23 protein-coding genes and 5 tRNA genes are annotated in these 23,144 nt (G+C 66.5%); 17 read left to right on the forward strand and 11 right to left on the reverse strand.

Translation table 11 applies throughout. From position 1 onward, the window contains the following. Positions 1-106: 106 nt before the first annotated feature. Entirely contained in the window at positions 107-757 is a 651-nt protein-coding gene (locus ABE423_RS14945) for a class I SAM-dependent methyltransferase (protein ID WP_049398211.1), read from the reverse strand. Positions 758-1,101: 344 nt separating this feature from the next. Here ABE423_RS14945 and ABE423_RS14950 point away from each other — a divergent pair, with 344 nt between their 5' ends. The 10 genes from ABE423_RS14950 to ABE423_RS14995 all read left to right on the forward strand — a co-directional run bounded on the left by ABE423_RS14950 (position 1,102) and on the right by ABE423_RS14995 (position 11,313). Next, positions 1,102-1,716: a CDP-alcohol phosphatidyltransferase family protein gene (locus tag ABE423_RS14950; RefSeq protein ID WP_032130352.1), complete on the forward strand. Its 615-nt coding sequence runs from the start codon at positions 1,102-1,104 to the stop codon at positions 1,714-1,716. Between the two features lie 22 nt (positions 1,717-1,738). Beyond that, a complete protein-coding gene (phaE, locus tag ABE423_RS14955) occupies positions 1,739-2,815 on the forward strand; it encodes a class III poly(R)-hydroxyalkanoic acid synthase subunit PhaE (RefSeq protein WP_125895986.1) in 1,077 nt (358 codons plus the stop codon). Then, complete coding sequence (locus tag ABE423_RS14960; RefSeq protein WP_071227618.1) at positions 2,812-3,879, forward strand: class III poly(R)-hydroxyalkanoic acid synthase subunit PhaC; 1,068 nt, start codon at positions 2,812-2,814, stop codon at positions 3,877-3,879. The genes phaE and ABE423_RS14960 overlap by 4 nt, the downstream gene beginning before the upstream one ends. Positions 3,880-3,930: 51 nt before the next feature. After that, positions 3,931-4,305 (forward strand): YfeK family protein, encoded by a 375-nt coding sequence (locus ABE423_RS14965; RefSeq protein WP_125896003.1) that lies wholly within the window; start codon positions 3,931-3,933, stop codon positions 4,303-4,305. A 65-nt stretch (positions 4,306-4,370) separates the two neighbouring features. Beyond that, the gene (locus ABE423_RS14970; protein WP_006374017.1) at positions 4,371-4,574 is read left to right on the forward strand and encodes a PspC domain-containing protein; all 204 of its coding nucleotides are present in this window, start codon (positions 4,371-4,373) and stop codon (positions 4,572-4,574) included. Beyond that, entirely contained in the window at positions 4,571-5,023 is a 453-nt protein-coding gene (locus ABE423_RS14975; RefSeq protein ID WP_346486579.1) for a hypothetical protein, read from the forward strand. Before ABE423_RS14970 ends, ABE423_RS14975 begins: the two co-directional genes overlap by 4 nt. A 789-nt stretch (positions 5,024-5,812) precedes the next feature. Further along, positions 5,813-6,028 (forward strand): hypothetical protein, encoded by a 216-nt coding sequence (locus tag ABE423_RS14980; RefSeq protein ID WP_005410085.1) that lies wholly within the window; start codon positions 5,813-5,815, stop codon positions 6,026-6,028. Between the two features lie 207 nt (positions 6,029-6,235). Next, positions 6,236-8,623, forward strand: a complete 2,388-nt coding sequence (locus ABE423_RS14985) for a Tex family protein (RefSeq protein ID WP_253145320.1) — start codon at positions 6,236-6,238, stop codon at positions 8,621-8,623. Positions 8,624-8,830: 207 nt separating this feature from the next. Beyond that, the gene (locus ABE423_RS14990) at positions 8,831-11,020 is read left to right on the forward strand and encodes a PAS domain S-box protein (RefSeq protein ID WP_164081376.1); all 2,190 of its coding nucleotides are present in this window, start codon (positions 8,831-8,833) and stop codon (positions 11,018-11,020) included. A 62-nt stretch (positions 11,021-11,082) separates the two neighbouring features. Next, the gene (locus tag ABE423_RS14995) at positions 11,083-11,313 is read left to right on the forward strand and encodes a hypothetical protein (protein WP_049400551.1); all 231 of its coding nucleotides are present in this window, start codon (positions 11,083-11,085) and stop codon (positions 11,311-11,313) included. Positions 11,314-11,352: 39 nt separating this feature from the next. Here the strand turns inward: ABE423_RS14995 and ABE423_RS15000 are convergent, their stop codons facing one another. Further along, the gene (locus ABE423_RS15000) at positions 11,353-12,441 is read right to left on the reverse strand and encodes a DUF5694 domain-containing protein (protein WP_346486581.1); all 1,089 of its coding nucleotides are present in this window, start codon (positions 12,439-12,441) and stop codon (positions 11,353-11,355) included. A gap of 95 nt (positions 12,442-12,536) precedes the next feature. On the opposite strand from ABE423_RS15000, the gene ABE423_RS15005 reads away from it, so the two are divergent. Both ABE423_RS15005 and ABE423_RS15010 read left to right on the forward strand, forming a co-directional pair. Next, positions 12,537-13,139: a GNAT family N-acetyltransferase gene (locus tag ABE423_RS15005; protein ID WP_346486583.1), complete on the forward strand. Its 603-nt coding sequence runs from the start codon at positions 12,537-12,539 to the stop codon at positions 13,137-13,139. 255 nt (positions 13,140-13,394) lie between these two features. After that, positions 13,395-15,221, forward strand: coding sequence for a methyl-accepting chemotaxis protein (locus ABE423_RS15010; RefSeq protein ID WP_346486585.1), 1,827 nt, complete (start codon positions 13,395-13,397; stop codon positions 15,219-15,221). Here ABE423_RS15010 and ABE423_RS15015 read toward each other — a convergent pair. The 3 genes from ABE423_RS15015 to ABE423_RS15025 all read right to left on the reverse strand — a co-directional run bounded on the left by ABE423_RS15015 (position 15,218) and on the right by ABE423_RS15025 (position 17,468). Continuing rightward, positions 15,218-16,654 (reverse strand): GGDEF domain-containing protein, encoded by a 1,437-nt coding sequence (locus ABE423_RS15015; RefSeq protein WP_125894550.1) that lies wholly within the window; start codon positions 16,652-16,654, stop codon positions 15,218-15,220. The genes ABE423_RS15010 and ABE423_RS15015 overlap by 4 nt on opposite strands. Positions 16,655-16,769: 115 nt before the next feature. Next, positions 16,770-17,312 (reverse strand): GNAT family protein, encoded by a 543-nt coding sequence (locus tag ABE423_RS15020; RefSeq protein WP_346486586.1) that lies wholly within the window; start codon positions 17,310-17,312, stop codon positions 16,770-16,772. Positions 17,313-17,382: 70 nt separating this feature from the next. Next, a tRNA-Leu gene (locus tag ABE423_RS15025) sits at positions 17,383-17,468 on the reverse strand. A gap of 132 nt (positions 17,469-17,600) precedes the next feature. Between ABE423_RS15025 and ABE423_RS15030 the strand changes: the two genes are divergently transcribed. After that, positions 17,601-17,981, forward strand: coding sequence for a response regulator (locus ABE423_RS15030; protein ID WP_032129385.1), 381 nt, complete (start codon positions 17,601-17,603; stop codon positions 17,979-17,981). 69 nt (positions 17,982-18,050) lie between these two features. Further along, entirely contained in the window at positions 18,051-18,248 is a 198-nt protein-coding gene (locus ABE423_RS15035; RefSeq protein WP_010484956.1) for a hypothetical protein, read from the forward strand. Positions 18,249-18,293: 45 nt separating this feature from the next. Here the strand turns inward: ABE423_RS15035 and ABE423_RS15040 are convergent, their stop codons facing one another. Further along, positions 18,294-19,250, reverse strand: coding sequence for an SOS response-associated peptidase family protein (locus ABE423_RS15040; RefSeq protein ID WP_346486589.1), 957 nt, complete (start codon positions 19,248-19,250; stop codon positions 18,294-18,296). Between the two features lie 77 nt (positions 19,251-19,327). Between ABE423_RS15040 and ABE423_RS15045 the strand changes: the two genes are divergently transcribed. Continuing rightward, complete coding sequence (locus ABE423_RS15045) at positions 19,328-19,744, forward strand: GNAT family N-acetyltransferase (protein ID WP_010484960.1); 417 nt, start codon at positions 19,328-19,330, stop codon at positions 19,742-19,744. Positions 19,745-19,909: 165 nt separating this feature from the next. Here ABE423_RS15045 and ABE423_RS15050 read toward each other — a convergent pair. The 5 genes from ABE423_RS15050 to ABE423_RS15070 form a co-directional block, all read right to left on the reverse strand. Further along, positions 19,910-19,985 (reverse strand) — tRNA-Glu (locus ABE423_RS15050). 49 nt (positions 19,986-20,034) lie between these two features. Then, a tRNA-Ala gene (locus tag ABE423_RS15055) sits at positions 20,035-20,110 on the reverse strand. A 184-nt stretch (positions 20,111-20,294) separates the two neighbouring features. Next, a tRNA-Glu gene (locus ABE423_RS15060) sits at positions 20,295-20,370 on the reverse strand. 54 nt (positions 20,371-20,424) lie between these two features. Further along, a tRNA-Ala gene (locus ABE423_RS15065) sits at positions 20,425-20,500 on the reverse strand. An 89-nt stretch (positions 20,501-20,589) separates the two neighbouring features. Then, positions 20,590-21,003, reverse strand: a complete 414-nt coding sequence (locus tag ABE423_RS15070) for a heavy metal-responsive transcriptional regulator (protein WP_032129382.1) — start codon at positions 21,001-21,003, stop codon at positions 20,590-20,592. Between the two features lie 186 nt (positions 21,004-21,189). Here ABE423_RS15070 and ABE423_RS15075 point away from each other — a divergent pair, with 186 nt between their 5' ends. Next, the gene (locus ABE423_RS15075) at positions 21,190-22,257 is read left to right on the forward strand and encodes a helix-turn-helix domain-containing protein (RefSeq protein ID WP_032129381.1); all 1,068 of its coding nucleotides are present in this window, start codon (positions 21,190-21,192) and stop codon (positions 22,255-22,257) included. An 80-nt stretch (positions 22,258-22,337) separates the two neighbouring features. Then, on the forward strand, positions 22,338-23,141 hold the full coding sequence (locus ABE423_RS15080; RefSeq protein WP_032129380.1) for a TlpA disulfide reductase family protein: 804 nt from the start codon (positions 22,338-22,340) through the stop codon (positions 23,139-23,141). Positions 23,142-23,144: the final 3 nt, after the last annotated feature.

Consider the following 23,144-nt stretch of genomic DNA (forward strand, 5'->3'; position numbering starts at 1 on the left):
GGTGTTCTGTGTTGCTCGCTGGCGGCGGGTGCCGGCGGGGTAGTGCCGGCCGCTGGCAGGCAATCCGGAATGCCGCGGCAGCCGGCCAGCGGCCGGCTCTACCACTTCAGCGCCGCTGTGCCAGCAGCAGATGGAAGTGCTTTTCGCGGATCTGGCCGTCATTGCCGGCTGCAGATTCCCGGTGGCTGCGCCAGGCCGAGACGCGGAAGCCCGATACCCGCAGCGCCAGCTCCACCGCGTCCAGCTCATGCAGTTGGAAGTCGGCAGCAAATGGCAGGCTGCGCATGAAGCTGGCGTCGCCAAAGGCCAGGCACAGGCGGCCGCCCCGGCGCAGCACCCGCGCCAGCTCGTCCAGCACCGGCGCCAGGTTCGGCCAGAAGTACAGGGTGTTGACCGCCAGCGCGGCATCCATCGCGGCATCGGCGACCGGCAGCGCATGAGCGTCGCCGTGTCGCATCGCGGCACGCTCGGCCAACCCGGCGCTGGCCAGGCGCTGGTTGCCGGCCTCGACCATGGCGGTGGACAGCTCAATACCCAGATAGTGGCTGTCGGTGGCCTGCAGCATCAGCGGCGCGAAGGCCGCATTGCCGGGGCCGATCTCCAGGACCCGTTCGCCAGTGCCGACGGCCAGCAGCCCGATCGCGGCCAGGTTGAGTGCGCCGTTGCTGCGGTTCATCGAGTCGGCCACCGCCAGCGCGGCCTCGCCATGGGGCTGCCGCAGCTGTGCGGCCAGAGTGGGAGCATCCAGCATCATCATCGTCCGTTGCAGAGTTTCGGACGTGGCGGCGGCGGGTCCGCCGGTGACCATAGCGCCGACCTTGTGGCTTGGGAAGTAGGGAAACCCCGCTTCGGGGTGATGAGGAAATGTCCAGCGTCGCAGTCGGTGAGATCTGGTTGTCCACAGGGGGTGTGGATTACGCGTGGGCAACTTTGTGGATAAGCCGCGACAGGCGCCACCCCCCTAGGCTGTCAAGATGGGTGGCGAAAAATTCACCGCCGGTGAGGACAGGTGAGGGAGCGGTGAAGGCTGGGGCCTGCCAGCGCTGTCGCCAGTGGCGGCGCTCGCGGTAACCTGTGGGCCTTGATGCTCCGTGAGACCCCATGAAACGTCACTTCTCGATGCTGCGCGAATTCCAGCTGGCCGACTGGTTCACCCTGGCCAATGCTTTCTGCGGCACCGGTGCGGTCTTTGCCGCAATGCGCTTCCTGCAGGACGGCGAGCGCGGCTACCTGCTGTTCGGCATGGCGTTGATCCCGCTGGCTTTCATTTTCGACGCCCTCGACGGGCGCATCGCGCGCTGGCGCAAGTCCAGCTCCACCCTGGGCCGCGAGCTGGACTCGCTGTCCGACGTGATCTCCTTCGGTGTGGCCCCGGCGGCGCTGGCCTACGCCTGCGGCATGCAGGGCGGCTGGGACTGGCTGGTGCTGAGCTATTTCGTCTGCTGCGGCGTCAGCCGCCTGGCGCGCTACAACGTCACCGCCGAGGCGCTGGCCGGCGACGAGGGCAAGGTCGCGTATTTCGAGGGCACCCCGATCCCGACCAGCCTGGTGCTGGTGATCGTGCTGGCGATCGCCGCCGGTACCGATGCCATCGGCCAGAACATCTGGTTCGGCCAGTGGCAGATCGGCCCGTGGCAGCTGCACCCGATGGTGCTGTTGTTCGCCCTGTCCGGGTCGCTGATGATCAGCAAGACCCTGCGTATCCCCAAGCCATGAGCCAGCCCTGCGGAGGCCTGCGATGACCAGCTCGGCCCACGACGCCGGCAGCAGTGATTTCGAAACCCTGGCCCGGCAGTACTTCAGCGCCTGGGGCGATGCCCTGCGCCATGCGAGCACGCCCGGCGCACCGGCTGGTGACGATCCCGGCAGCTGGCAGCGGTTGTTCGACTGGTGGGGCCAGCTGTTGCCCGAGCAGGGGCAGGGCGCGCCGGAAGATGCCGTGCGCCGCTTCCGCGAACAGGCGGGCAGCTGGTACGGCACCATGCAGGAAGTGGCCGCGCGTTTCGCCGGCCGCGACGCCAGCAGTGCCGATGTGGCACAAGCCTGGCGCGAGGCGGTGCAGGGGCAGGGCGACGGCATGCTGCAGTGGATGCTGCAGGGCGCCCGTGGCAGCACCCACGCTGGCGCCGCTGTACCGGAGTTTGCCGCCTGGCTGCAGCAGTTCCAGCTGCAGGCCGGTCCGTGGCTGCAGAGCCCGGCGTTCGGGCCCGGCCGCGAGCACCAGGCGCGCTGGCAGGCGCTGCTGCGGGCGCAGGAGGAATACCAGCAGCATTCGCGCGCCTATGTCGATCAGATCAAGCAGGCGCTGGACGAGGCCTTCGCGCTGTTCGAGCAGCGCCTGGCCGAGCACGAGCAGCCGGGCAGCCAGTTGACCAGCGCCCGCGCGATGTTCGACCTGTGGATTGAAGTGGCCGAGGAGGCCTACGCCAAGGTCGCCATGTCCGAACCGTTCCAGCAGGTGTATGCCGCGCTGGGCAACGCTCAGATGCGCCTGCGCGCCGGCCTGCAGCACGAGGTGGAACAGATGAGTGAACGGATCGGCCTGCCGACCCGCAGTGAGATGGACGCCGCGCACCGCCGCATCGCTGAGCTGGAGCGCAGCCTGCGCCGCCTGCAGGCACAGGTGGTGGCCATGGCCGGTACGGGCGAGGTCGATCCGGTGGCACAGCCGGCGCCGGCGAAGGTGAAGCCGGTCGCGCGCAAGGCCGCGAAGAAGGCCGCGCCGGCAAAGAAGGCGGCTGCGAAAAAGGCGCCTGCGAAGAAGGCTGCACCAAAGGCAGCGCCCCGTACTTCCACGCGGACGCGTGACCGATGAAAGGACCGCTGGGCTTCAACGCCGATGACCTGATGCAGGAAACCCTGGCCATGCAGCGCAAGCTGATGGAAGGGCTGAAGCTGCTGCCGCAGGTGGAAGACGTGGACTATGGCGTCACCGCCCGCGAGGAAGTCTGGCGCGACGGCAAGGTGGTGCTGTACCGCTTCGTCGGCGAACAGGCACCGACCCGGCGCACGCCGTTGCTGATCGTCTACGCGCTGGTCAACCGGCCGTACATGGTCGACCTGCAGGCCGATCGCTCACTGGTGCAGAAGCTGCTGGCGCTGGGGCAGGACGTCTACGTGCTGGACTGGGGTTACCCGGATCGCTCGGAGCGCTTCCAGACCCTGGAGGACTATCTGCTGCGCTACATCGATGGCGCGGTCGATGCGCTGCGCGCGCGCAGTGGTGGACCGGTCGACCTGCTCGGCATCTGCCAGGGCGGCGTGTTCGCGCTGTGCTACGCCGCGCTGCGCCGGCAGAAGCTGGGCAAGCTGATCACCATGGTCACCCCGGTCGATTTCCACACCGCCGACAACATGCTCTCGCACTGGGCGCGGCAGGTGGATGTGGACCTGTTGGTTGACACGCTGGGCAACATCCCGGCCGACCTGATGAATGCCAGTTACCTGATGCTCAAGCCGTTCCGCCTGAACGTGCAGAAGTACGTCGGCCTGCTAGACATCCTCGATGACAAGGCGGCGCTGGAGGATTTCCTGCGCATGGAGAAGTGGATCTTCGATTCACCGGACCTGGCGGGCGAGGCGTTCCGCGACTTCATCAAGCAGTTCTACCAGGGCAACGGGCTGATGAACGGCACGGTGCGGATCGGCGAAGAGGCGGTGGATCTGTCGAAGGTGACCCTGCCGGTACTGAACATCTACGCCGAGCAGGACCATCTGGTGCCGCCGGACGCCTCACGCGCAATGCGTGGACGCCTGGGCACCGAGGATTACACCGAGTCCAGTTTCCGTGGCGGCCATATCGGCATCTACGTGTCCGGTCGCGCGCAGCGCGAAGTGCCGGCCACGATCGATGGCTGGTTGAAGGCGCGCGACGTGTAAGGCTTGCTTCGCTTTTGTAGAGTCGAGCTTGCTCGACTGCCTTGGAGAATAATGATGTCGCAACGGTTCACGCTGCTGCTTGCCACGCTGCTGCTGGCAGCACCTGTTGCCCACGCCGCACCCAGTACGGATGCACGCCGGGAGATCGCCCAGCTGATCTCCAGCCTGGACGGCTCCCAGTGCCGGTTCCAGCGCAATGGCAGCTGGTACGACGGCAGCGATGCGCGGTCGCACCTGCAGCGCAAGTACGATTACCTGCTGAAGAAGAACATGGTGGACAGCGCCGAGCAGTTCATCGAGCGCGCCGCCAGCCAGAGCAGCATGAGCGGCAAGCCCTATCGCATCCAGTGCCCGGGGCAGCCTGAACAGACTGCAGCCGCCTGGTTCGGCGCCCGCCTGCAGGCCCTGCGCCACCGCACGCCGTAGACATAGGGGCGGTGTAGAGTCGAGCCATGTTCGACTGCTTTTTCCCGTAGCCCAGGAGAACCGCCATGAACACCACGCCGCGCACGCTGTCGCGTTCATTGAACGACCGCATGATCGCCGGCGTGATGGGCGGCATCGCCCATCGCTTCGGCTGGAATCCCACGTTGGTGCGGATCGTGTTCGTGCTGGTCTCGATCGGTTCGGCGGCCTTCCCTGGCATCCTGGTCTACCTGATCCTGTGGCTGCTGATTCCCAACGAGGCCGATTGAAGACTCCCGTGACGCCCCGGCCGGTCTGGCTGCGCGCGCTGCAGGTGCTGGGCGCGGTGTGGACGTCCCCCAATTCACTGCTCGGCCTGATCGGTGGACTGGCCGGCATGCTTGGCGGGGCGACGCTGCGCTGGAGCGGCCGTGACAGCGCGTTGGTGTTCGATCGCTGGCCGTGGGGGCCGGGTGGGGCGATCACCCTGGGCAATGTGATCCTGCACACCGGGCATGACCTGGGCATTTCCTGCCGCACCTATGCGCATCAGGCCGGGTGGGGCGTGGAGCCGCTGATCCGGCTGGACGACCACGAGCGCGCGCACGTCTACCAGTACCTGGTGCTGGGGCCGCTGTACCTGCCGGTGTACCTGCTGTGTGGCGGGGTGAGTGCGCGCAACCCGTTCGAACGCGCGGCCGATCATTTCGCCCGGTTCGGGCACGGCTGGTGGCCGTAGTTTCCAGCCAACGGCGCAGCCCCTCGTGGCTTGGTCGCGGAATATGTTTCATGTGATTGGGCCGGGCGGGGGGGGTTCGCGGGACACGCCGTAAACCCGTCCCTGGGGGCTTAGCCGCGGCATCCATGCCGCGGATACCCCGCCACCCCCACCCACCCGGCCGCTGACAATTTCCGTGCGCGCCAAGCCATGGAAGAGAATAAAGAACAGCAAAAGCGGGTCGCGCGCTGCGCTTGCTCGTGAGCCGAGCATGGCTTGGCTCTACAGGAAGCAACAAAGCAGCCGGCCAGGCCGCTTTTGCTTTTGATCTTCTTTTTCTTTTCCGTGGCTGGACGTGCCCGAAAACTGTCGGGGGTCGGTCGGGGTGGGTTCGCGGGACCGTTGGCGCCATGGGCCCGAGGCATGCCTCGGGCGGGTTGGGCAGGACGCCCAACCCCGGTCTTGCCGTGCGCGCAGGACAGCGCACACGAGCAAGGCGCCATCGAGCCCCCATGGACGGGTTTACGGCGTGTCCCGCGGACCCACCCCGACCGACCCAATCACATGAAGCGCAATTCGCGACCAAGCCACGAGGGGCTGCGCCGTTGGCTGGAAACCCCCGATTCGTTAGTCGGAAGTTAAAGATCCGTAAGCATTCTGCTGCGATCCCGCAGTCATCTGCATGCAACCGATCGTCATTAGCCTTCGTGACGTTCCAGTCAGGTTCGACGCGGTAAGCTCTCCCTCGATGAGCTCGCAGCATCGCTCATCGAGTGCAGTACGCAGTAGCAATTTGGAGGAATACATCACATGGCAATCGTTCTTTATGTCGGTGGTAGCAAGGATGGCGAGAAGGGCGTGGTGCCCTACGGCTTCAGCAAATCCCGCGCCGACACCGCGCTGGGGCCGGAGTTCTACACGGAGCGGTTCATGGAACTGCAGGGTGTCGGCAAGGTCCGCCTGATGGCCCTGGAAGGCATGCGTGACGAGATCGTCATGCAGCGCGCCGCCCGCCACTACCGCTGACCTCCGCAACACGCGGCAGGGCGCGCCCACCATCGCGCGCCCGCGCCGGCATCCCAGCCCAGGGCCAGTCCGAGCCCTCTTTTCGCCAGGATGCCGGCGTCCACTCCGGCCTCACCGCTGAACCTCGCCCCCTGTCAATGCCTTGTCCGGCTCCGTCGTGGATTGCCAGAATGGGGTCTTCCCGTAACGCGGCACAGACCTGAAGCAATGCACGACGCCAAGAACGCCCAGAGCGCGCTCGCCCAGCAGATCGCCCAGACCATCGCCGACGAGATCGGTGCCCAGTCCGCCCAGGTACGTGCCGCCGTCGGCCTGCTCGACGAGGGCGCCAGCGTTCCGTTCATCGCGCGCTACCGCAAGGAAGTGACCGGGGGCCTGGACGACACCCAGCTGCGCAACCTGGAAGTGCGCCTGACCTACCTGCGCGAACTGGAAGACCGTCGCGCGGCGGTGCTGGCCAGCATCGGTGAGCAGGGCAAGCTCAGCGACGAACTGCGCAACGACATCCTGGCCGCCGACACCAAGAGCCGGCTGGAAGACCTGTACCTGCCGTACAAGCCCAAGCGCCGTACCCGCGCCCAGATCGCCCGCGAGGCCGGTCTGGAACCGCTGGCTGATGGCCTGCTGGCCGACCCGACGCAGGACCCTCAGGTCTTCGCGGCTTCCTTCGTCGACACCGACAAGGGCGTGGCCGACACCAAGGCTGCGCTGGAAGGTGCACGCGCGATCCTGATGGAGCGCTGGGGCGAAGATGCCGCGCTGGTCGGTGAGCTGCGCACCTGGCTGGGCGAGACCGGCGTGATCCGTGCCCGCGTGGCCGAGGGCAAGGAAACCGAAGGCGCCAAGTACCGTGACTATTTCGAACACGCCGAGGCACTGGCGAAGATTCCCTCGCACCGCTTGCTGGCGCTGTTCCGTGCGCGCCGCGAGGAGATCCTGTTCCTGGAGCTGGACCCGGGCAACGAGGCCGAGGCCGGCCACCAGTACGCCGAAGGACGCGTGGCGCGCAAGGCCGGCATCGCCGATCAGGGCCGCGCCGCCGACCGCTGGCTGCTGGATGCCTGCCGCCTGACCTGGCGTGCCAAGCTGCACACCCATCTGCTGCTGGACCTGTTCAACCAGGCACGCGAAAAGGCCGAGGCCGAAGCCATCGCAGTGTTCGGCGACAACCTGAAGGACCTGCTGCTGGCCGCGCCGGCGGGCCCGAAGACCGTACTCGGGCTGGATCCGGGCATCCGCACCGGCTGCAAGATTGCCGTGGTCGATGCCACCGGCAAGCTGGTCGCCACCGACACCATCTACCCGCACGAGCCGCGCCGCCAGTGGGACCAGTCGCTGCAGACGATCAAGCAGCTGTGCGCCAAGCACAACGTGGAACTGATCGCGATCGGCAACGGCACCGCCAGCCGCGAAACCGACAAGCTGGCCGGCGAAGCGATCAAGGCTGCCGCCAACCCGAAGCTGCAGAAGGTGGTGGTCAGCGAGGCGGGCGCGTCGGTGTACTCGGCGTCCGAGTTCGCGGCCAAGGAATTCCCGGGGCTGGACGTGTCGCTGCGTGGCGCGGTGTCCATCGCGCGCCGCCTGCAGGATCCGCTGGCCGAACTGGTCAAGATCGAACCCAAGGCGATCGGTGTCGGCCAGTACCAGCACGACGTGGACCAGTACCGCCTGGCACGGGCGCTGGATGCGCGGGTCGAGGACTGCGTGAATGCCGTGGGCGTGTACGTGAACACCGCTTCGGCCGCGCTGCTGTCGCGCGTGTCCGGCCTGTCGTCCACGGTGGCCGAGAACATCGTGCGCCATCGTGACGACAATGGCCCGTTCAAGCGTCGCAAGGACCTGCTGAAGGTCGCGCGCCTGGGCGAGAAGACCTTCGAGCAGTGCGCCGGCTTCCTGCGTATCGCCGATGGTGACCAGCCGCTGGACGCCTCGGCGGTGCACCCCGAAGCCTACCCGGTGGTCGAGCGCATCGTGGCCAGCACCGCGCGCCCGATCAAGGCGCTGATCGGTGATGGCAGCTTCCTGCGCGGCCTGAAGGCAGAACAGTTCACCGACGACACCTTCGGCGTGCCGACCGTGCGCGACATCCTGAAGGAACTGGAAAAGCCGGGCCGTGACCCGCGTCCGGAGTTCAAGGCGGCGCGCTTCGCCGAGGGCGTCGAGGACATCAAGGACCTGCGCGAGGGCATGGTGCTGGAAGGCGTGGTCAGCAACGTCGCGGCCTTCGGCGCCTTTGTCGATATCGGCGTGCACCAGGACGGCCTGATCCACATTTCGGCGCTCTCCGATACGTTCGTGAAGGACCCGCGCGACGTGGTCAAGGCCGGCGATATCGTCAAGGTGAAGGTGCTGGAGGTGGACGTGGCGCGCAAGCGCATCGCCCTGACCCGGCGCCTGGACGATACCCCGGGCCAGGCCACCAGCCGCCCGGGCCAGCGCGATGACCGCGGCCAGGGGCAGGGGCCGCGCCGCGACGCAGGCGGCCAGAACCGCGGGCCAAACCGGGGCCAGGGCAATGGCGGCCGTCCCGCTCAGTCCGCGCCCCCGGCCAACAACGCCCTGGCGGAGGCCTTCGCCCGCGCCAAGCGCAGTTGAGGACCGTGTCCCCCGTCACGCTTGATTCGTGGCGGGGGACTTGTCGATTTTCCCCGTGATTGCGCACACTTGCGCCTGAGGGGGGCGTTTGGCCTCCCCGCTGTCGCTGGGGAGGGCCATGACGCCAGCAGGACCCGTTGTCTTCGTTGAGGGCTGCAGCGTTGTGCTGCGGCTGCTGCCCGCCTGTGCGGGCCGGGGACCGGATTGATGGCGGGCCAGGGAAACAACGGCAACGGGCTGCTCGAGCGGCGCCTGCAGGAACTGGCAGAGGAGCGCCGGCGCCTGGCCATGATCATCGACGGCACCGCTGCCGGTACCTGGGAATGGAACGTGCAGACCGGCGAAATGCGGGTCAATGCGCGCTGGGCGGAGATTGTCGGCTATCGGCTGGAAGAACTGGAGCCGGTGTGCCAGAAGACGTTCCTGACGCTGGTCCATCCCGACGATATCGCCCTGTCCGACGCGGCGCTCGAGGACCATTTCGAAGGCCGCAGCGACAACTATGTCTGCCTGTTGCGCATGCGCCACAAGAACGGCCAGTGGATGTGGATCCACGACCGTGGCCGCGTGTTCGAATGGGACGGGCAGGGACGACCGCTGTGGATGGCCGGTGCGCACGCCGACGTGACCGAGCTGCAGCAGGCGCGGCAGGATGCGGCCGAGAGCCGGCAGCGATTGCAGGCCGTGGTCGACGCGTCCGATGAGGTGGCGGTGATCGCGACCGATACCGAAGGCACCATCACCCTGTTCAATACCGGCGCGGAACGCCTGCTGGGTTACAGCGCGGAAGAAGTGGTCGGCCAGCGGCGACTGGGTGATTTCCACGATCCGGACGAGCTGGCGGCCTGGCTGCGTCCGCTGGCGGCTGCGGACGGAAGCCTGCCGGGCGCGTTTGAAGCACTCAGCGCCCGCGCCGATGAGCAGACCTATTCACGGCAGTGGACACTGCGGCGCAAGGATGGCCAGCCACGCCAGGTGCGCTTGTCGATCAGCCGCATGGATGGTGCCGGCGGCGCGCGGATCGGCTATGTCGGCATGTCCATCGACATCACCGAGATCCTGCAGGCGCGCGCCGAAGCACGCCTGTCGGCAGAGAAATTCGCCGGTGCGTTCACGTCGGCGGCGCTGGGCATGGCGCTGGTGTCGCTGGAAGGACGCTGGCTGGACGTCAATGACGCACTGTGCCGGATCCTGGGCTACCCCCGCGAAGAACTGCTGCAGGTTGATTTCCAGCGCCTGACCCACCCCGATGACCTGCAGACCGACCTGGCCCTGGTGCAGGATCTGCTGGCCGGGCGGCGCAGCCACTACCACCTGGAAAAGCGCTATCTCGATCGCGACGGCAAGGTGATCTGGGCGCGGCTGTCGGTGTCGCTGGTGCGCACCGAGCACGGTGAACCGCTGCATTTCGTGTCGCAGATCCAGGACATCAGCGCCCAGCGCAGCAGCGAGCAGCGCCTGTTCGAGAGCGAGCAGCGCAGCCGTATCACGCTTGATGCGGTTGCCGACCTGGTGCTCAGTGTCAGCCTGGATGGCCGTATCGACTACGCCAATGCCGCCGCAGTACGCACCCTGGCGGGTGATGGCGCGCTGTCGCTGGCCGGGCACAAGGTGCAGGACGTGCTGGCACTGACCACCGAATATGCGCCCGGCTCGGTACTGGATGTGTCGGTCCTGCTGGACCCGGAAAGCAATGCGGTGGACCTGCACGCCGATCTTCTGCTGCGCCTGGGCACGGCCACGATCCCGGTCGACCTGACCCGTGCCTGGCTGCGCGATGATGAAGGTCATGTACGCGGTGCAGTGTGGGTACTGCGTGATGACACCCAGCAGCGCGCGCGCCAGCGCGAAGCGCGCCATCTGGCCGAGATCGATCCGCTGACCGAGCTGAGCAACCGTCGCGGTTTCGAGGTGCATCTGCAGCAGGCGATCACCCGCGTCGAGCGAACTGGCCAGGCCGCGTCGTTGATGTACATCGACCTGGACCGCTTCAAGCCGGTCAACGACACCTGGGGCCATCTGGCTGGCGATGCCGTGCTGTGGGCGGTGGCCAGCGTGCTGCGCCACGGTGTGCGCGATTCGGACGTAGTGGCGCGTCTGGGCGGCGACGAATTCGCAGTGATCCTGTCCGGCTGCACGCCGCGTCGTGCCGCGCGCATCGGCGGTGAACTGCTGCACACCCTGGCATCGCTGTCGATTCCGTGGGACCGGGACCGCCTGCATGTGGGTGCCAGCATCGGTATCGCGCCATTGGCGGGTGGGATGAGCGTGGACCAGGCCGTGGCGGCGGCTGATGCCCAGTGCTACCGGGCCAAGGCAATGGGTCGCAACAACGTACAGGTGCAGGGCGAGGCCAGTGAGCTGCCCGGCGATGATTCCGAAGCCGCTGAGGGCTGATCTCAGCCTGTGAGAGGGCGTGCGCGAATACTGCGCGCACATCCACTCATGCAGGTGATCCCATGAAGGTCTGGAACCCGGTTGCGATGCGGGCCTACGCCCCGGCGATGGTTGGCTGGTGCCTCGCGCTGGCCGCCTGCCTGCGTGCGGAACAGCTGCGCGGCGACCTTCACGCGCAGGCCCTGCTGCCGGTACTGCAGGGCGGCGCGGTCGCCCTGCTGGTGTTCACGCTGTCCTGTATCGGTGCCGCCAGCATCGTGCTGTGGCGGACGGGCAGGAACGCGGTGGAGTGATGCGGTGGATGGTCACCGCATCCTCCACGTCATGTTGCGTCAGCGCAGTACTTCATCCGAACTGACCAGCTGCACGTCGTGCATCAGATCGAGGTAAGCCTCGTAGTAGCCCTTGTGCGAGGCACCGACGATGGTCAGCATGCGGGTGCCTGGATGCTGGCCCAGGATGTCGCGCATGTTGGCGACCATGCGCAGGTTGCGGGTTTCCCAGTAGCCCACGTAGTTGCGGCCGAAGCCTTCCGGCGAGGGCTCGACGAGGGTCGCGCCGAAATCGCTGTTGAAGGCCACCATCGCGGCCTCGGGGGCGTTGTAGGCGCGATACATTGCGAGCAATCCATCCGGTTGAGCAAGATTGGCCTTCAGTCGTTCATCGGCCGCCTTGCGCGCTTTGACGAAGGAATTGTGCCAGGCACCGCGTATGGCGGCAGCGTAGGCCTTCTGCTGCGATTCCGGTGTTGGCGAATCTGCAGTGTGGTCGTCGACCGACCACAGGCGCTCCAGCCCCAGGCGTGCCGCAAGTACGCCGGCCACCAGTCCGGCCTCGTTGCGGCGGGCCATGCGCGTGTCGAGGAACTGCACCAGTTCCGGTGTCAGGCTGTCCGAAGCACGTCGCTCTTCCCTGGGCAGCCGCAGCCATTGGACGACTGCCGAGCTGCTTTCGCCCGCGGCCAGGAACACGGCGGCCAATCGGCGCCGCTGGGCAGCGGTTGGCGCCTTCGGCCAATCCGCAAGCAGGCGTTCCATCTCCACGTTGGCGCTGGGCACGTCCAGGCCGGTGGCGGCCTGCGCCGGTGCCGGATCGACGCAGTAGTCCGCTACGCTCTCCGCGTATCGGGCCGGATTGCGGCGCATGAAGTCACACTGCAGGCCGGACAGGTTCTCCACCGCGATCGCGGTGGGCCGCCAGGCTTCCAGGCGCTGCAGCAGAGGTTCCAGCATCGCCGGCGTGAAGGTCTCCGGCAGGCTGGACAGGTGCGGGCTGCCCAGCACCAGCACTTCGTTCGGGCGTCCTGCGGGTGGTCCCTTCAGCTGGTCGGGGTGGAAGGCGGGTCGATAGGCGGCGTCGTTGGCCAGCGCGCTGCTGCTGCACAGGGCCAGGAAGAGAAGGCTGGCAAAGCGAGGGAACATGCGATCTCCATGTCGATAAGCATCCTGCGGGACCTTCATGCTGGTCATTTTCTCCTGCTGGGGAATCCCGCATTGGTCATGTAAACCTTTCTGCCTTGAGCTGCATCCTTCTGCTGAGCGATGCTGCACGCAATGCCCAGGCGATGCAGAAGATGACATTGGACGACTGGACCATCGACAGTCCGCGGCTGCACCTCCGGCCTTTCACGCCCGGTGATGCCGACGAGGCATTTGTGGCAATCACACCCGGGCTGACCCGCTATATGGCGTTCGAGCCGCCACCCTCGAAGGAGGCGTTTGCTGGCGTCTGGCGGGCGTGGCTGCTTACCATCGCCGACGGGACCGACATCACGTTGGTGATCCGCAGGCGCGGGGATGGGGTATTCCTTGGCCTGGCAGGCCTGCATCGAGCCCGTGAAGCAGAACCCGAACTGGGCATCTGGATCGCAGAAGTGATGCATGGGCACGGCTATGGCCGCGAGGCAGTGGCGGCGGTGTGGTCGGCGGCCTCCGGGCGCCTGCGCTGTGCTGCGTTCCGCTACCCGGTGGCGGAACGGAACCGGTCCAGCCGTGCATTGGCTGAGTCCCTTGGTGGGCAGGCTGTGGCACGTGAGCAGGGCGTGAAGTACACGGCAATCGTCTACCGCATTCCGGCTGCAATGCACAGAGTTGCGACGGACGTCGCGGAATCCCGCTAAAGCGGCCGACGGCGTCGCCGATACTCCCTCTGGATCCCGCTCCAGTCACCCGCCGCAGGACCCCAGGCTGCCCCCGACGGGCGGTCCGCGCAGTGTGTTCCGCCGCTTCCAGATGCCGATCGCACCCGCAGCAGACGTTCTTGGCAGTCGCTCGAGAGGTGCCCGTTGGCACCTGTAGTCCCTGGCAACTGATGTTGCCGCCGGGCATCCCGCCCGTCGGGTCACAACCGCTTACCGGACACCGAGGATCAGACAATGCTCATTCCAGGCTTCACGGCAGGCGCGCAGGCGCCGGCCGAGCTGCATACCCGTTGGTCGCCGTGGCGTGCGCTGCTTGGCGTGCTGGCGCCGCAGCAACGCACCAGCACGGAGGCGGCGATGACCGACCGCACCGAGCTGGAAGCGCAGGTGGCCGCGCTGCATCGCGTGCAGGCCGTCATCGAGTTCGCGCTCGACGGCACCATCCTGCGGGCCAATGACAATTTCCTGCAGGCGATGGGTTACCGGCTGGAGGAGATCCAGGGCAAGCATCACTCCCTGTTCGTCGACCCCGAGCAGGCGCGCAGCGCGGAATACCGCGACTTCTGGGTACGCCTGGGGCGTGGCGAATATGACGCCGGACAGTACCGCCGCTTCGGCAAAGGTCTGCGCGAGATCTGGATCCAGGCCTCGTACAACCCGGTGCTGGACCGCCAGGGGCGGCCGTACAAGGTGGTCAAGTTCGCGACCGACATCACCGCGCAGAAGCTGCAGGCGGCCGACTCGGCGGGGCAACTGGCCGCGATCGCCAAATCGCAGGCGGTGATCGAGTTCAGCATGGATGGCCGCATCCTGTCGGCCAATGACAATTTCCTGGCCGCTACCGGCTACAGCCTGGACGAAGTGCGCGGGCAGCACCATTCGTTGTTTGTCGAGCCTGAGCATCGCAGCAGCGTCGAGTATCGCCAGTTCTGGGAGAAGCTCGGGCGCGGCCAATATGACGCCGGCCAGTATCGGCGCCTGGGCAAGGGCGGGCGCGAGGTCTGGATCCAGGCATCCTACAACCCGATCCTGGACCTCAATGGCAAGCCGTTCAAAGTCGTCAAGTACGCCACCGACATCACCGCGCAGGTGCACGAGAACCAGGCCATGCAGCGCGCCGTGGCGCAGACCCGCGAGGTGGTGGCTGCCGCCAAGCAGGGCGATCTGACCCAGCGCGTGGCCACCGCCGACAAGAACGGGTCGATCGCCGAACTGTGCGAAGGCGTGAATTCGCTGGTCGAGGCGATGGCCGCGATCATCGGCCAGATCAAGTTCGCCGCGGACACCATCGCAGTCGGCGCGACCGAAATCGCACAGGGCAACAGCGACCTCTCGCAGCGTACCGAGCAGCAGGCGGCCTCGCTGGAGGAAACCGCTGTGTCGATGAAGGGCCTGGCCGAGACCGTGCAGCGCACGGCCACCAACGCGCGCCAGGCCAGCCAGCTGGCCGGTGGAGCGGCCGACGTCGCCGCTCGAGGCGGCACTGTGGTGCATGAAGTGGTCGAGACGATGGCGGTGATCAATGCCTCGTCGCGGCGCATCGTCGACATCATCGGAGTGATCGACGGCATCGCCTTCCAGACCAACATTCTCGCGCTGAACGCAGCGGTGGAGGCTGCGCGTGCCGGTGAACATGGCCGCGGCTTTGCCGTGGTTGCCACTGAGATCCGCGAGCTGTCGCAGCGTTCGGCCAGCGCAGCCAAGGAGATCAAGCACCTGATCGATGAGTCGGTTGCCAATGTGGGCGCCGGCACGGCGCAGGTTGAGAGCGCGGGCCGTACCATGGATGAAATCGTGACCAACGTGCGCCGGGTCAGTGACCTGATGACTGAAATCAGCACGGCCTCGCAGCAGCAGAGCGACGATATCCAGCAGATGAATCATGCGGTCGACCTGATCGATCAGGGCACCCAGCAGAACGCGGCCCTGGTCGAGGAGGCGTCGGCGGCGGCGCGCAGCATGGAAGAGCAGTCGGCGCAGCTGCTGCAGACCGTGGCCAGCTTCCGCGTGCAGGGCGGGGCCGGGCCCCGGCACGGAACAGCGGGGCTGCACGCGGTCTAGGCGCGGCGACCGGACGGGTCTTCCTTGCTATCGGTGTCGCCGCGTACGCAGTTGCGTCCGGCATGTTTGGCGCGATACAGGGCCTGGTCGGCGCGTTCGACCAGGTCGCGCGGATCGCGGTCTTCGCCGGGTGCCTGCCAGGCCACGCCGATGCTGATGGTTACGGTGGCCTCGGGGGCGGGCAGGGCTGCGGCTTCAACCGAAGCGCGCAGCCGTTCGCCCAGGCCCAGGGCGTGGGCGGCATCGGGCGAGGGCAGGGCGGCGATGAACTCTTCGCCGCCATAGCGCGCCAGCAGATCGTCACCCCGTTGCAGGCAGCCATCAAGAATGGCGGCGACCGACTGCAGGCGACGATCGCCCTCCGGATGGCCATAGGTGTCATTGAGCCGTTTGAAGTGGTCGATGTCGATCATCAGTACCGCCAGCCCGAGTCCCTGGCGGCGTGCGCGGCCACGGGCATTGCCAAGAGATTCGTCGAAGCTGCGGCGGTTGCCCAGCCCAGTCAGCGGATCGCGCCGCGCCAGCGTTTCCAGCTCATCGCGCTGGCGCTGGATCTCCACCTGGCTCAGCACGCTGCGCAGGGCATAACCGAGCATGGCACCAATGAAGCCCACCGTGGCCAGGGTGGGCTGCAGGCGCGCGACCAGCAGCGCCACCATCATCAGCAGCAAGGGCAGCATCAACGGCACGCCGGCGTCGACGATGCGGCGCAGGCTGCGCGATACCTCCACCGCCGGATAGCGGCGCTTGCTGGCGGCCATGACGGCCAGCACCACGAACAGTCCGCTGATCAGCAGGTCCCCCCAGTTGCCGTCAGGCAGCTGCGGCTGGTAGGTGTTGATGTAGAACGCCAGCAGGAAATAGCCCAGCGCGTAGATCGCAAGTGTCCGGAAGAAATCGCGGCGGTCGGGATTGTCCTCGGCGAGGAAGCGGATCAGCGCGAAGCAGAACACCAGGCTGTTCTGTAGGTTGCTCATGGCGTTCAGGCACTGCGTCCACAATGCGGCGTTGAAATGCGCCATCGCCCGCGTGTGCCCGAAGTACAGCAGCCACAGCAGCGCGATGATCAGCAGGTCCACCGCGCGGATGCAGCGGTTGCCGCCGCCCGGGCTGGCGGCCACGTAGGTCAGGGGGATGCGGTAGAACACGTACAGGATCAGCGAAGACACGGTCATCTGCGCAGGATCGAGGCCGGCCACATTGCGGTACAGCAGGGCGAGCAGGGCCAGCGAGAACAGGCCCACGGCAGCGCCCAGCGTCCGCCATTTGCAGGCCCCCTGGCGGCTGTCACGCGCACGCCGCACGCAGGCCAGTGCAGCCAGCAACGGCGCAGTGATCAGCATCAGGTAGGAGCCGACCGGGTCCTGCGGGCCAACAAAGGCAATGACGAGCGCGTGCGTGACCAGAAAAAACAGTGCCGCACGCAACGTCATGCATTCCCCCGCCCCCAGCTCCGGCTGGGATCACGATAGGCAGAAGCACGTGTGGCTTGCAAGAAAAGTGTGCGCTGCGTCTATTCCAAAGCTTGCCGGAAGTCGCAGTTGTGTTTCAGCATGGTGACGCGGAGCCTTCGACGCGGGCGTACATCCAGAAGTCACGGGGCTGTCCTCGAACCCGCCGGTAAGCGCGCAGCAGGCCTTCGCGCTGCATGCCGATGCGTTCCAGCACGGCGATCGAGCGGGCGTTGCTGTCCAGGACAGTCGCCTGGATTCGGACCAGAGCGAGTGCGGCATGGCCCCATTCGAGCACCGCGCGTGCTGCCTGCGTGGCCAGTCCCTGACCCTGCCAGCGCGGATCGAGATCATAGGCAAGTTCGCCGCGGCCATGCGACAGGTCGATTCCGTTCAGGCCAACGGTGCCGATCAGCTGGCTGTCGGCGCCCACCAGCGCCCAGCGCTGGTCCGTTGCCGTGGGCAGGTAACCGGCGATCTGGCAGCGCAGTGCCCTTTCGGAAACGTCGCCCCAGCTGGTGTGCTCGGTCACGCCCGGCAGCGAGAGATAGCGGGCCCAGGCGGCAGCATCATCCACGTGCAGTGGACGCAGCCGTGCGGGCAGGGTGGCAGGGAGCGTGGGCAGGGCGGGCGCTGGCATCGTCGCCAGTGTCGGCGCCCGGGCCCTGAAAATGCAAAAGGCCAGGTCGGTGACCTGGCCTTTGATGCAGTGGTGCCGGTGAAAGGACTCGAACCTTCATGGGGTCACCCCCGGCTGATTTTGAGTCAGCTGCGTATACCATTCCGCCACACCGGCAGGCAGCGTGCGAGTGTAACCGAGGTCGGCACGGCTTTCATAGTGGGGAGGCCGATCGGGGCGCGTCCTGTCGGCTTCGGCCCTGTCATGGCTATACTGCGGCGGCTTGAATGCCTCCAGGAGCGGTAGCCGATGACAGTGTTGCAGGACCTGAGGGTGCTGGTGGTCGAGAACGACGAGATGAGTGCCGCACTGCTGCAGATGCAGCTGGTGCATGCCGGTGCGACGGTGGTGGGGCTGGCCGCGAGCGTGGCTGAAGCGCTGCGCCTGCTGCAGGCGTCGACCCCGGACGTGGCCCTGCTCGATTACCGCCTGGCCCGCAATGAGACCAGCGAGCCGGTGGCTGCGGCACTGTCGGCGCGCGGAGTGCCGTTCGTGCTGGCCACCGGGATGCAGGCCGAGCAGCTGCCCGAGCCGATGCTGGCCGGCGTGCTGCTGGTCAAGCCCTATCTCTCGGCAGATCTGAGCCAAGCGCTGGTACGCGCAGTGGGCCGCGCCAGCGCCAGCGCCTGATTGGCGCGTGCTGAAGCGGTGGGCGTATCCTGCCCGGGCCTGAATGCTCAGGCCTACAAGGAGAGTGGCATGAAGAAGTGGATCAAGCGCATGGTTGCTGCGGGTGTCCTTTCGATGGCGGTCTTCGGTGGTACGGCCTCTGCCGCGTGGTGTGGCCAGCCCTGTTTCCAGCTCTACAAGAGCTGCATCGCGCGGGGTGGAGAGGTCGAACAATGCCTGCAGGAACAGGCCTTCTGCGAAGAGGCGATGTGCGGCGGCAATCCCTGATCCATGAACCCCGCCCAGGCGGGGTTTTTCATCTGTGCGCGGTGTTCAGCCCGCTTCTTCGTATACGTAGCGGATCTCCTCGCGGTGGTCGAGGATGCGGTACTGCCGCGCCAGGTCATCCGGATCGGGATTGAGCCAGGCATCGAGGTGTTCCTTGCGGATGGGAACGACGCCGCGGTCATGGCCCGCAGCGGCGACGTCGTGCGGAGGCGTGTCGGTGATCGTGGCAAATGACAGGAGGCGACCTTCCGGTCCTTCCCATTCCGCCCACAGGCAGGCCAGCAGCAGGTCGCGCGGGGGATCGGGCCGGAACTCCAGCACCACGTCCTGATCCTTCTCATCGGCGCCCAGCGTACGGCCGGCGATGGCATGGCGTGGCACGTGCTCATAGAACGCCTGCACCACCACCACGCCGTGGCGCAGCCCGAACGCACCGCGCCAATAGCCTTCCAGGCTGTCGCGCCGCGCGTTGTAGGTGCCCGGATATAGCACGTCGTTGCGCGCAGGCTTGTCCGGCAGCCGGCACTGGTAGCGCATCGGCTTGATCACGCGTTTGCCGCCCTCGCTGACCATCACCGGTGCGTAGGTACCGGGGAAAATACGGTTGTCGCGCGGCACCAGCTGCACCCGGTGCAGATCTTCCAGTCGAGCCTGCGCACGATCGATGCGGTTGCCGGCCACGCGCAGGTCGTTGCGTGCCTTCTGGGTGGGGCGGGTCGCCAGCGTGGCATTGGCAATATCGCGTCGCTCGCGCTGGCGGGCCAGCTCCGCTTCCAGATCCTGGCGTTCCTGCGCATGCCACTGCTGGATTTTCGCGACGATGTCGCGGCCCTGCTCGGTGCGCGCGCCGGCGAAGCCGTCATCCATCGCCTTGGGAGTTCTGGGGCGCTTCTTCCCAGGATCGTGCGCGTACAGCTCCGCGAATTCTTCCAGCGACAGGATGGCGCCGAACTCGCGCACCAGCTTGGCGTAGTCGGCGCGGATCAGGGCGGAATAGCACATGGGAACTCTGCGGGCGTGGGTCGCAGCAGCTGCGACATGGATGAGGCAGGATAGCCCGACCTACAGGGAGATAGCGCATGAATGATTCCGTCGCCTGCCAGTTCCGCGACGCCGTGCCCACGGTCGAAGACTATTGCCAGCTGCGTGTGCTGGCGGGCCTCAGTGCCAAGAGCCAGGAGGCGGCGGCACGCGCGCTGCCCAATACCCTGTATGGCGTGTGTGCCTACCAGGGTAACGAGCTGGTGGCGATGGGGCGCATCGTCGGCGATGGGGGCTGCCACCTGCAGGTCTGCGATATCGCTGTGTTGCCGCGCCTGCAGGGGCAGGGCCTGGGCAAGGAAGTGATGCGTCGCCTGGAGGGCTGGATGCAGGCGAACCTGCCGCCGTCGGCATACGTCAGCCTTCTGGCAGATGGTGAAGCGCACCGGTTGTACGCGCAGTTTGGTTTCGCACCCACCGCACCTGCATCGATCGGGATGTATCGCCGGTTCTGAGGTGTGGCCGAGTTGAAGCCATCCACGCATGGCGTGGATCTACTGGGCCAACCGGCCGCCGGATCCATCCCGGCCCTGCAGTAGATCCGCGCCATGCGTGGATAGGGCCTTCCCAGGAATCACAGGCAAAGAAAAACCCCGGCCGAAGCCGGGGTTTTAAAGAATTGGCGTCCCCACGGGGATTCGAACCCCGGTCGCCACCGTGAAAGGGTGATGTCCTAGGCCTCTAGACGATGGGGACGCACGAAAAACTTCAAGTTGTAGAACTTTCGACGGCCTAATGTCGAAAGTGGTGGAGCCAAGCGGGATCGAACCGCTGACCTCCTGCATGCCATGCAGGCGCTCTCCCAGCTGAGCTATGGCCCCGTGTTGCCGAGCCGCCTATCATACCTGCGTGTTCACGTTTGTGGAAGCTTTTTTTGAGCTTTTTTCGTTCCGGTTCAACCGCGACCACGAGGGCAGGGGAACCGTAACGCCACAACCTGAATGGCGGTAGGCGGTGAACAAAAAAGACCCGGTTATCGGCCGGGTCCTCGTTGTTCGTGATGAGTGGCGTCCCCACGGGGATTCGAACCCCGGTCGCCACCGTGAAAGGGTGATGTCCTAGGCCTCTAGACGATGGGGACGCAATTCTCATCAATGTTCTTTAGCGACCTTTCGACGGCCTAATGCCGAAAGATTGGTGGAGCCAAGCGGGATCGAACCGCTGACCTCCTGCATGCCATGCAGGCGCTCTCCCAGCTGAGCTATGGCCCCACGTCGCTGAGGAGCGAAATAATAGCCTTGCCCCAGGGGGTTGGCAAGCATTTGTTGCACTTTTCTTCACGTGCGTTGCGAAGCCGATGTCAGTCGCCTTTCGCCTGTGCAGCGTCGTCGGTCAGTGCCGCCAGGATCGGGCACTGGTCCAGCGCGCCGTGACCTGGGCAGGCGTCGACCAGCAGCGAAAGTGCAGTGTGCATGCGTTGCAGCTCCGCCATCCGCTGTGCGATGTCCTGCAGGCGCGCCTGCGCGGTGTCGCGCACGCTGCCCATGTCCTGCGAGTGGCGATCGCTCAATGCGAGCAACTCGCCGATCTCTTCAAGGCTGAAGCCCAGCGCCTTGGCGCGGCGGATGAATCGCAGCCGGCGCAGGTCCTGCTCGCCGAAGATGCGGTAGCCACCCGCCGAGCGGGCCGCAGTCGGCAGCAGCTGCTGTCGTTCGTAGTAGCGCACCGTATCGATCGGTACGCCCGCCTGGCGGGCCAGTTGTCCAATGTTCATGGCGGATTCCTGCAGGGGCTGCCGACCATTGTGAAGCCTGGAGTCTGGTCGAGAGTCAAGGCTTGGCCCGGGTGCGCGCATTCAGCGCACTTTGCAACTTTCTTCATAGCCCCGCCGATGGACCAGTTCCTACCCTTCGCCTGAACCGGCCGTTCGATGGCCTGCAACGAACCGAGGAGGTGGTCTGTGGAAGGATTCAGGAACGAAGGATTCGTCGAGATCGCGGTGGTTGAATACCCGGGAGGTGATCCGTCTGCCGCCTCCGTACTGGCCGAAATGGCGCACGTTGCCAATCGCCTTGCCCAGCAGCAGCGTCGGCCGTTCAAGCGGGTGCTGGTCACCCGCTGGATCGTGCCGGCCAGCCAGACCGGGGTGCATCGTATTGCGGGTGCGGAAATGCTCGATGCGGCCATCCCGGCTGTGATCGCGGTTCCCGGCCAGATCAGTGCCGGCGCGTGCCTGCGCGCGGACGAGGTCCTGCTGGACTGGCTGCGTGCGCACTATGACGGCGGCAGTCTGCTGGCCGCCGCCAGTGATGGCGTCAGCGTGCTGGCACGCGCCGGGTTGCTGGCCGGGCGTACGGTCAGTGGCCCCGATCTCGGGCGCCATCCAGGCCTGCAGGCGCAGGCCGCGAGCTGGGTGCCGAGCGAGCGGGCGCTGGTGGATGACGGTGACCTGCTGACGGTCGGCGGGGCCCAGGCCTGGCGCTTCCTTGGCCTGCGACTGTTGTACCGGCTGCACGGGCAGGGCGTGGCCAGTGCGGTCGCACAGCAACTGGGCATCACCGTGCCCGCCACGATCCAGCAGGACCTGGAGCGCTTCAGCGCCAACTTCGCACATGGCGATCGTGATGTGCTGAAGGCACAGCGCTGGCTGCACACCACGGCGGCACGCGGCGCCACCCTTGCCGCGATCTGCGAGGTCTCCGGGCTGGAGCCGCGCACACTGCAGCGGCGGTTTCTCAAGGCCACCGGCCTGCGGCCGATCGAATACTGCCAACGGCTGCGCATCGCCAAGGCGCAGACCCTGCTGCAGCAGGGGGCGGGTATCGATGAGGTGGCGTGGGGTGTCGGCTACGCTGATCAAAGTGCTTTCCGCCGGTTGTTCCTGCGCATCGTTGGCATGACGCCGGCCAACTATCGGCGTCACGTCAGCAGCAAGCGTCGCGAGCGGCCCTTGATGCCGTCGGTGGCAGGCAGCCTGCGCGGGCTGCAATCGCCGTCGGTGATGCAACTGGGGCGCAGCGCGGCCTGATGTCGGCGGCATCGTCGCGCTTGCAACCGGAGCGCGACACTTCGACCATGCAGTCAGTGGACGATTGAACAGGTGGTCTGATGTCGAGCGTTGGGCCGGTGCCGATGCCGGTGGTGTTGATTCTCGTGTGCGTAGTGATTGCCATGGCCGTGGCGCGTCTGTGGCCACGCAGGAAGGACGGCATGCCGCTGCCTTCTGCACCCAGCATGGTTCTGGACATGCTGCTGGTGGGCCTGCTGTGTGGTCGCATCAGCTTCGTGGCCTTGAACTTCGCCCTGTATCGCGAGGCGCCGTGGAGCATTCTGCAGATTGCCGATGGTGGCTACCACCTGGTGGTTGTCCTGGTTGCGGGGTCGGCATGGGGGCTGTGGCGGGTGCGCCCATGGCGGGCGTTGCGCGCCCCGGTGCTGGGCGCGGCGTTGGCGGGTGTGCTGCTATGGGCGGGCGGCAGTCAGCTGCTGTCCGCATGGCAGGAGCGGCAGATGCCCTTGCCGGTACTGCAGGTTGCTGATCTGCAAGGGGGCAGGGTGGATCTGCAGCAGTTCCGGGGAAAACCGCTTGTGCTGAATCTCTGGGCGACTTGGTGCGGGCCCTGCCGGCGCGAGATGCCGGTCCTGGCTGCGGCGCAGCAGGCGCATGCGGACGTGCAGTTCGTGTTCCTCAACCAGGGTGAAACCCTTGAGGAGGTCCAGGGTTTCGTTGCGCGCGAACGGCTGCTGCTGCACAACGTTTTGCTCGATGATGACGCTGCGGCATCCACGGTGCTGGGCGTGCAGGCCTATCCCTCGACCCTGTTCTTCGATGCCGAAGGGCGCCTGCGTGAACTGCACCTCGGCGAACTGACGGCAGCCGGTCTTGAACACAAACTGCGCCGGCTGCGGTAGCCT

This window comes from Stenotrophomonas sp. TWI1409 (assembly GCF_039673015.1).
Taxonomy (GTDB): Bacteria; Pseudomonadota; Gammaproteobacteria; order Xanthomonadales; family Xanthomonadaceae; genus Stenotrophomonas; species Stenotrophomonas maltophilia_A.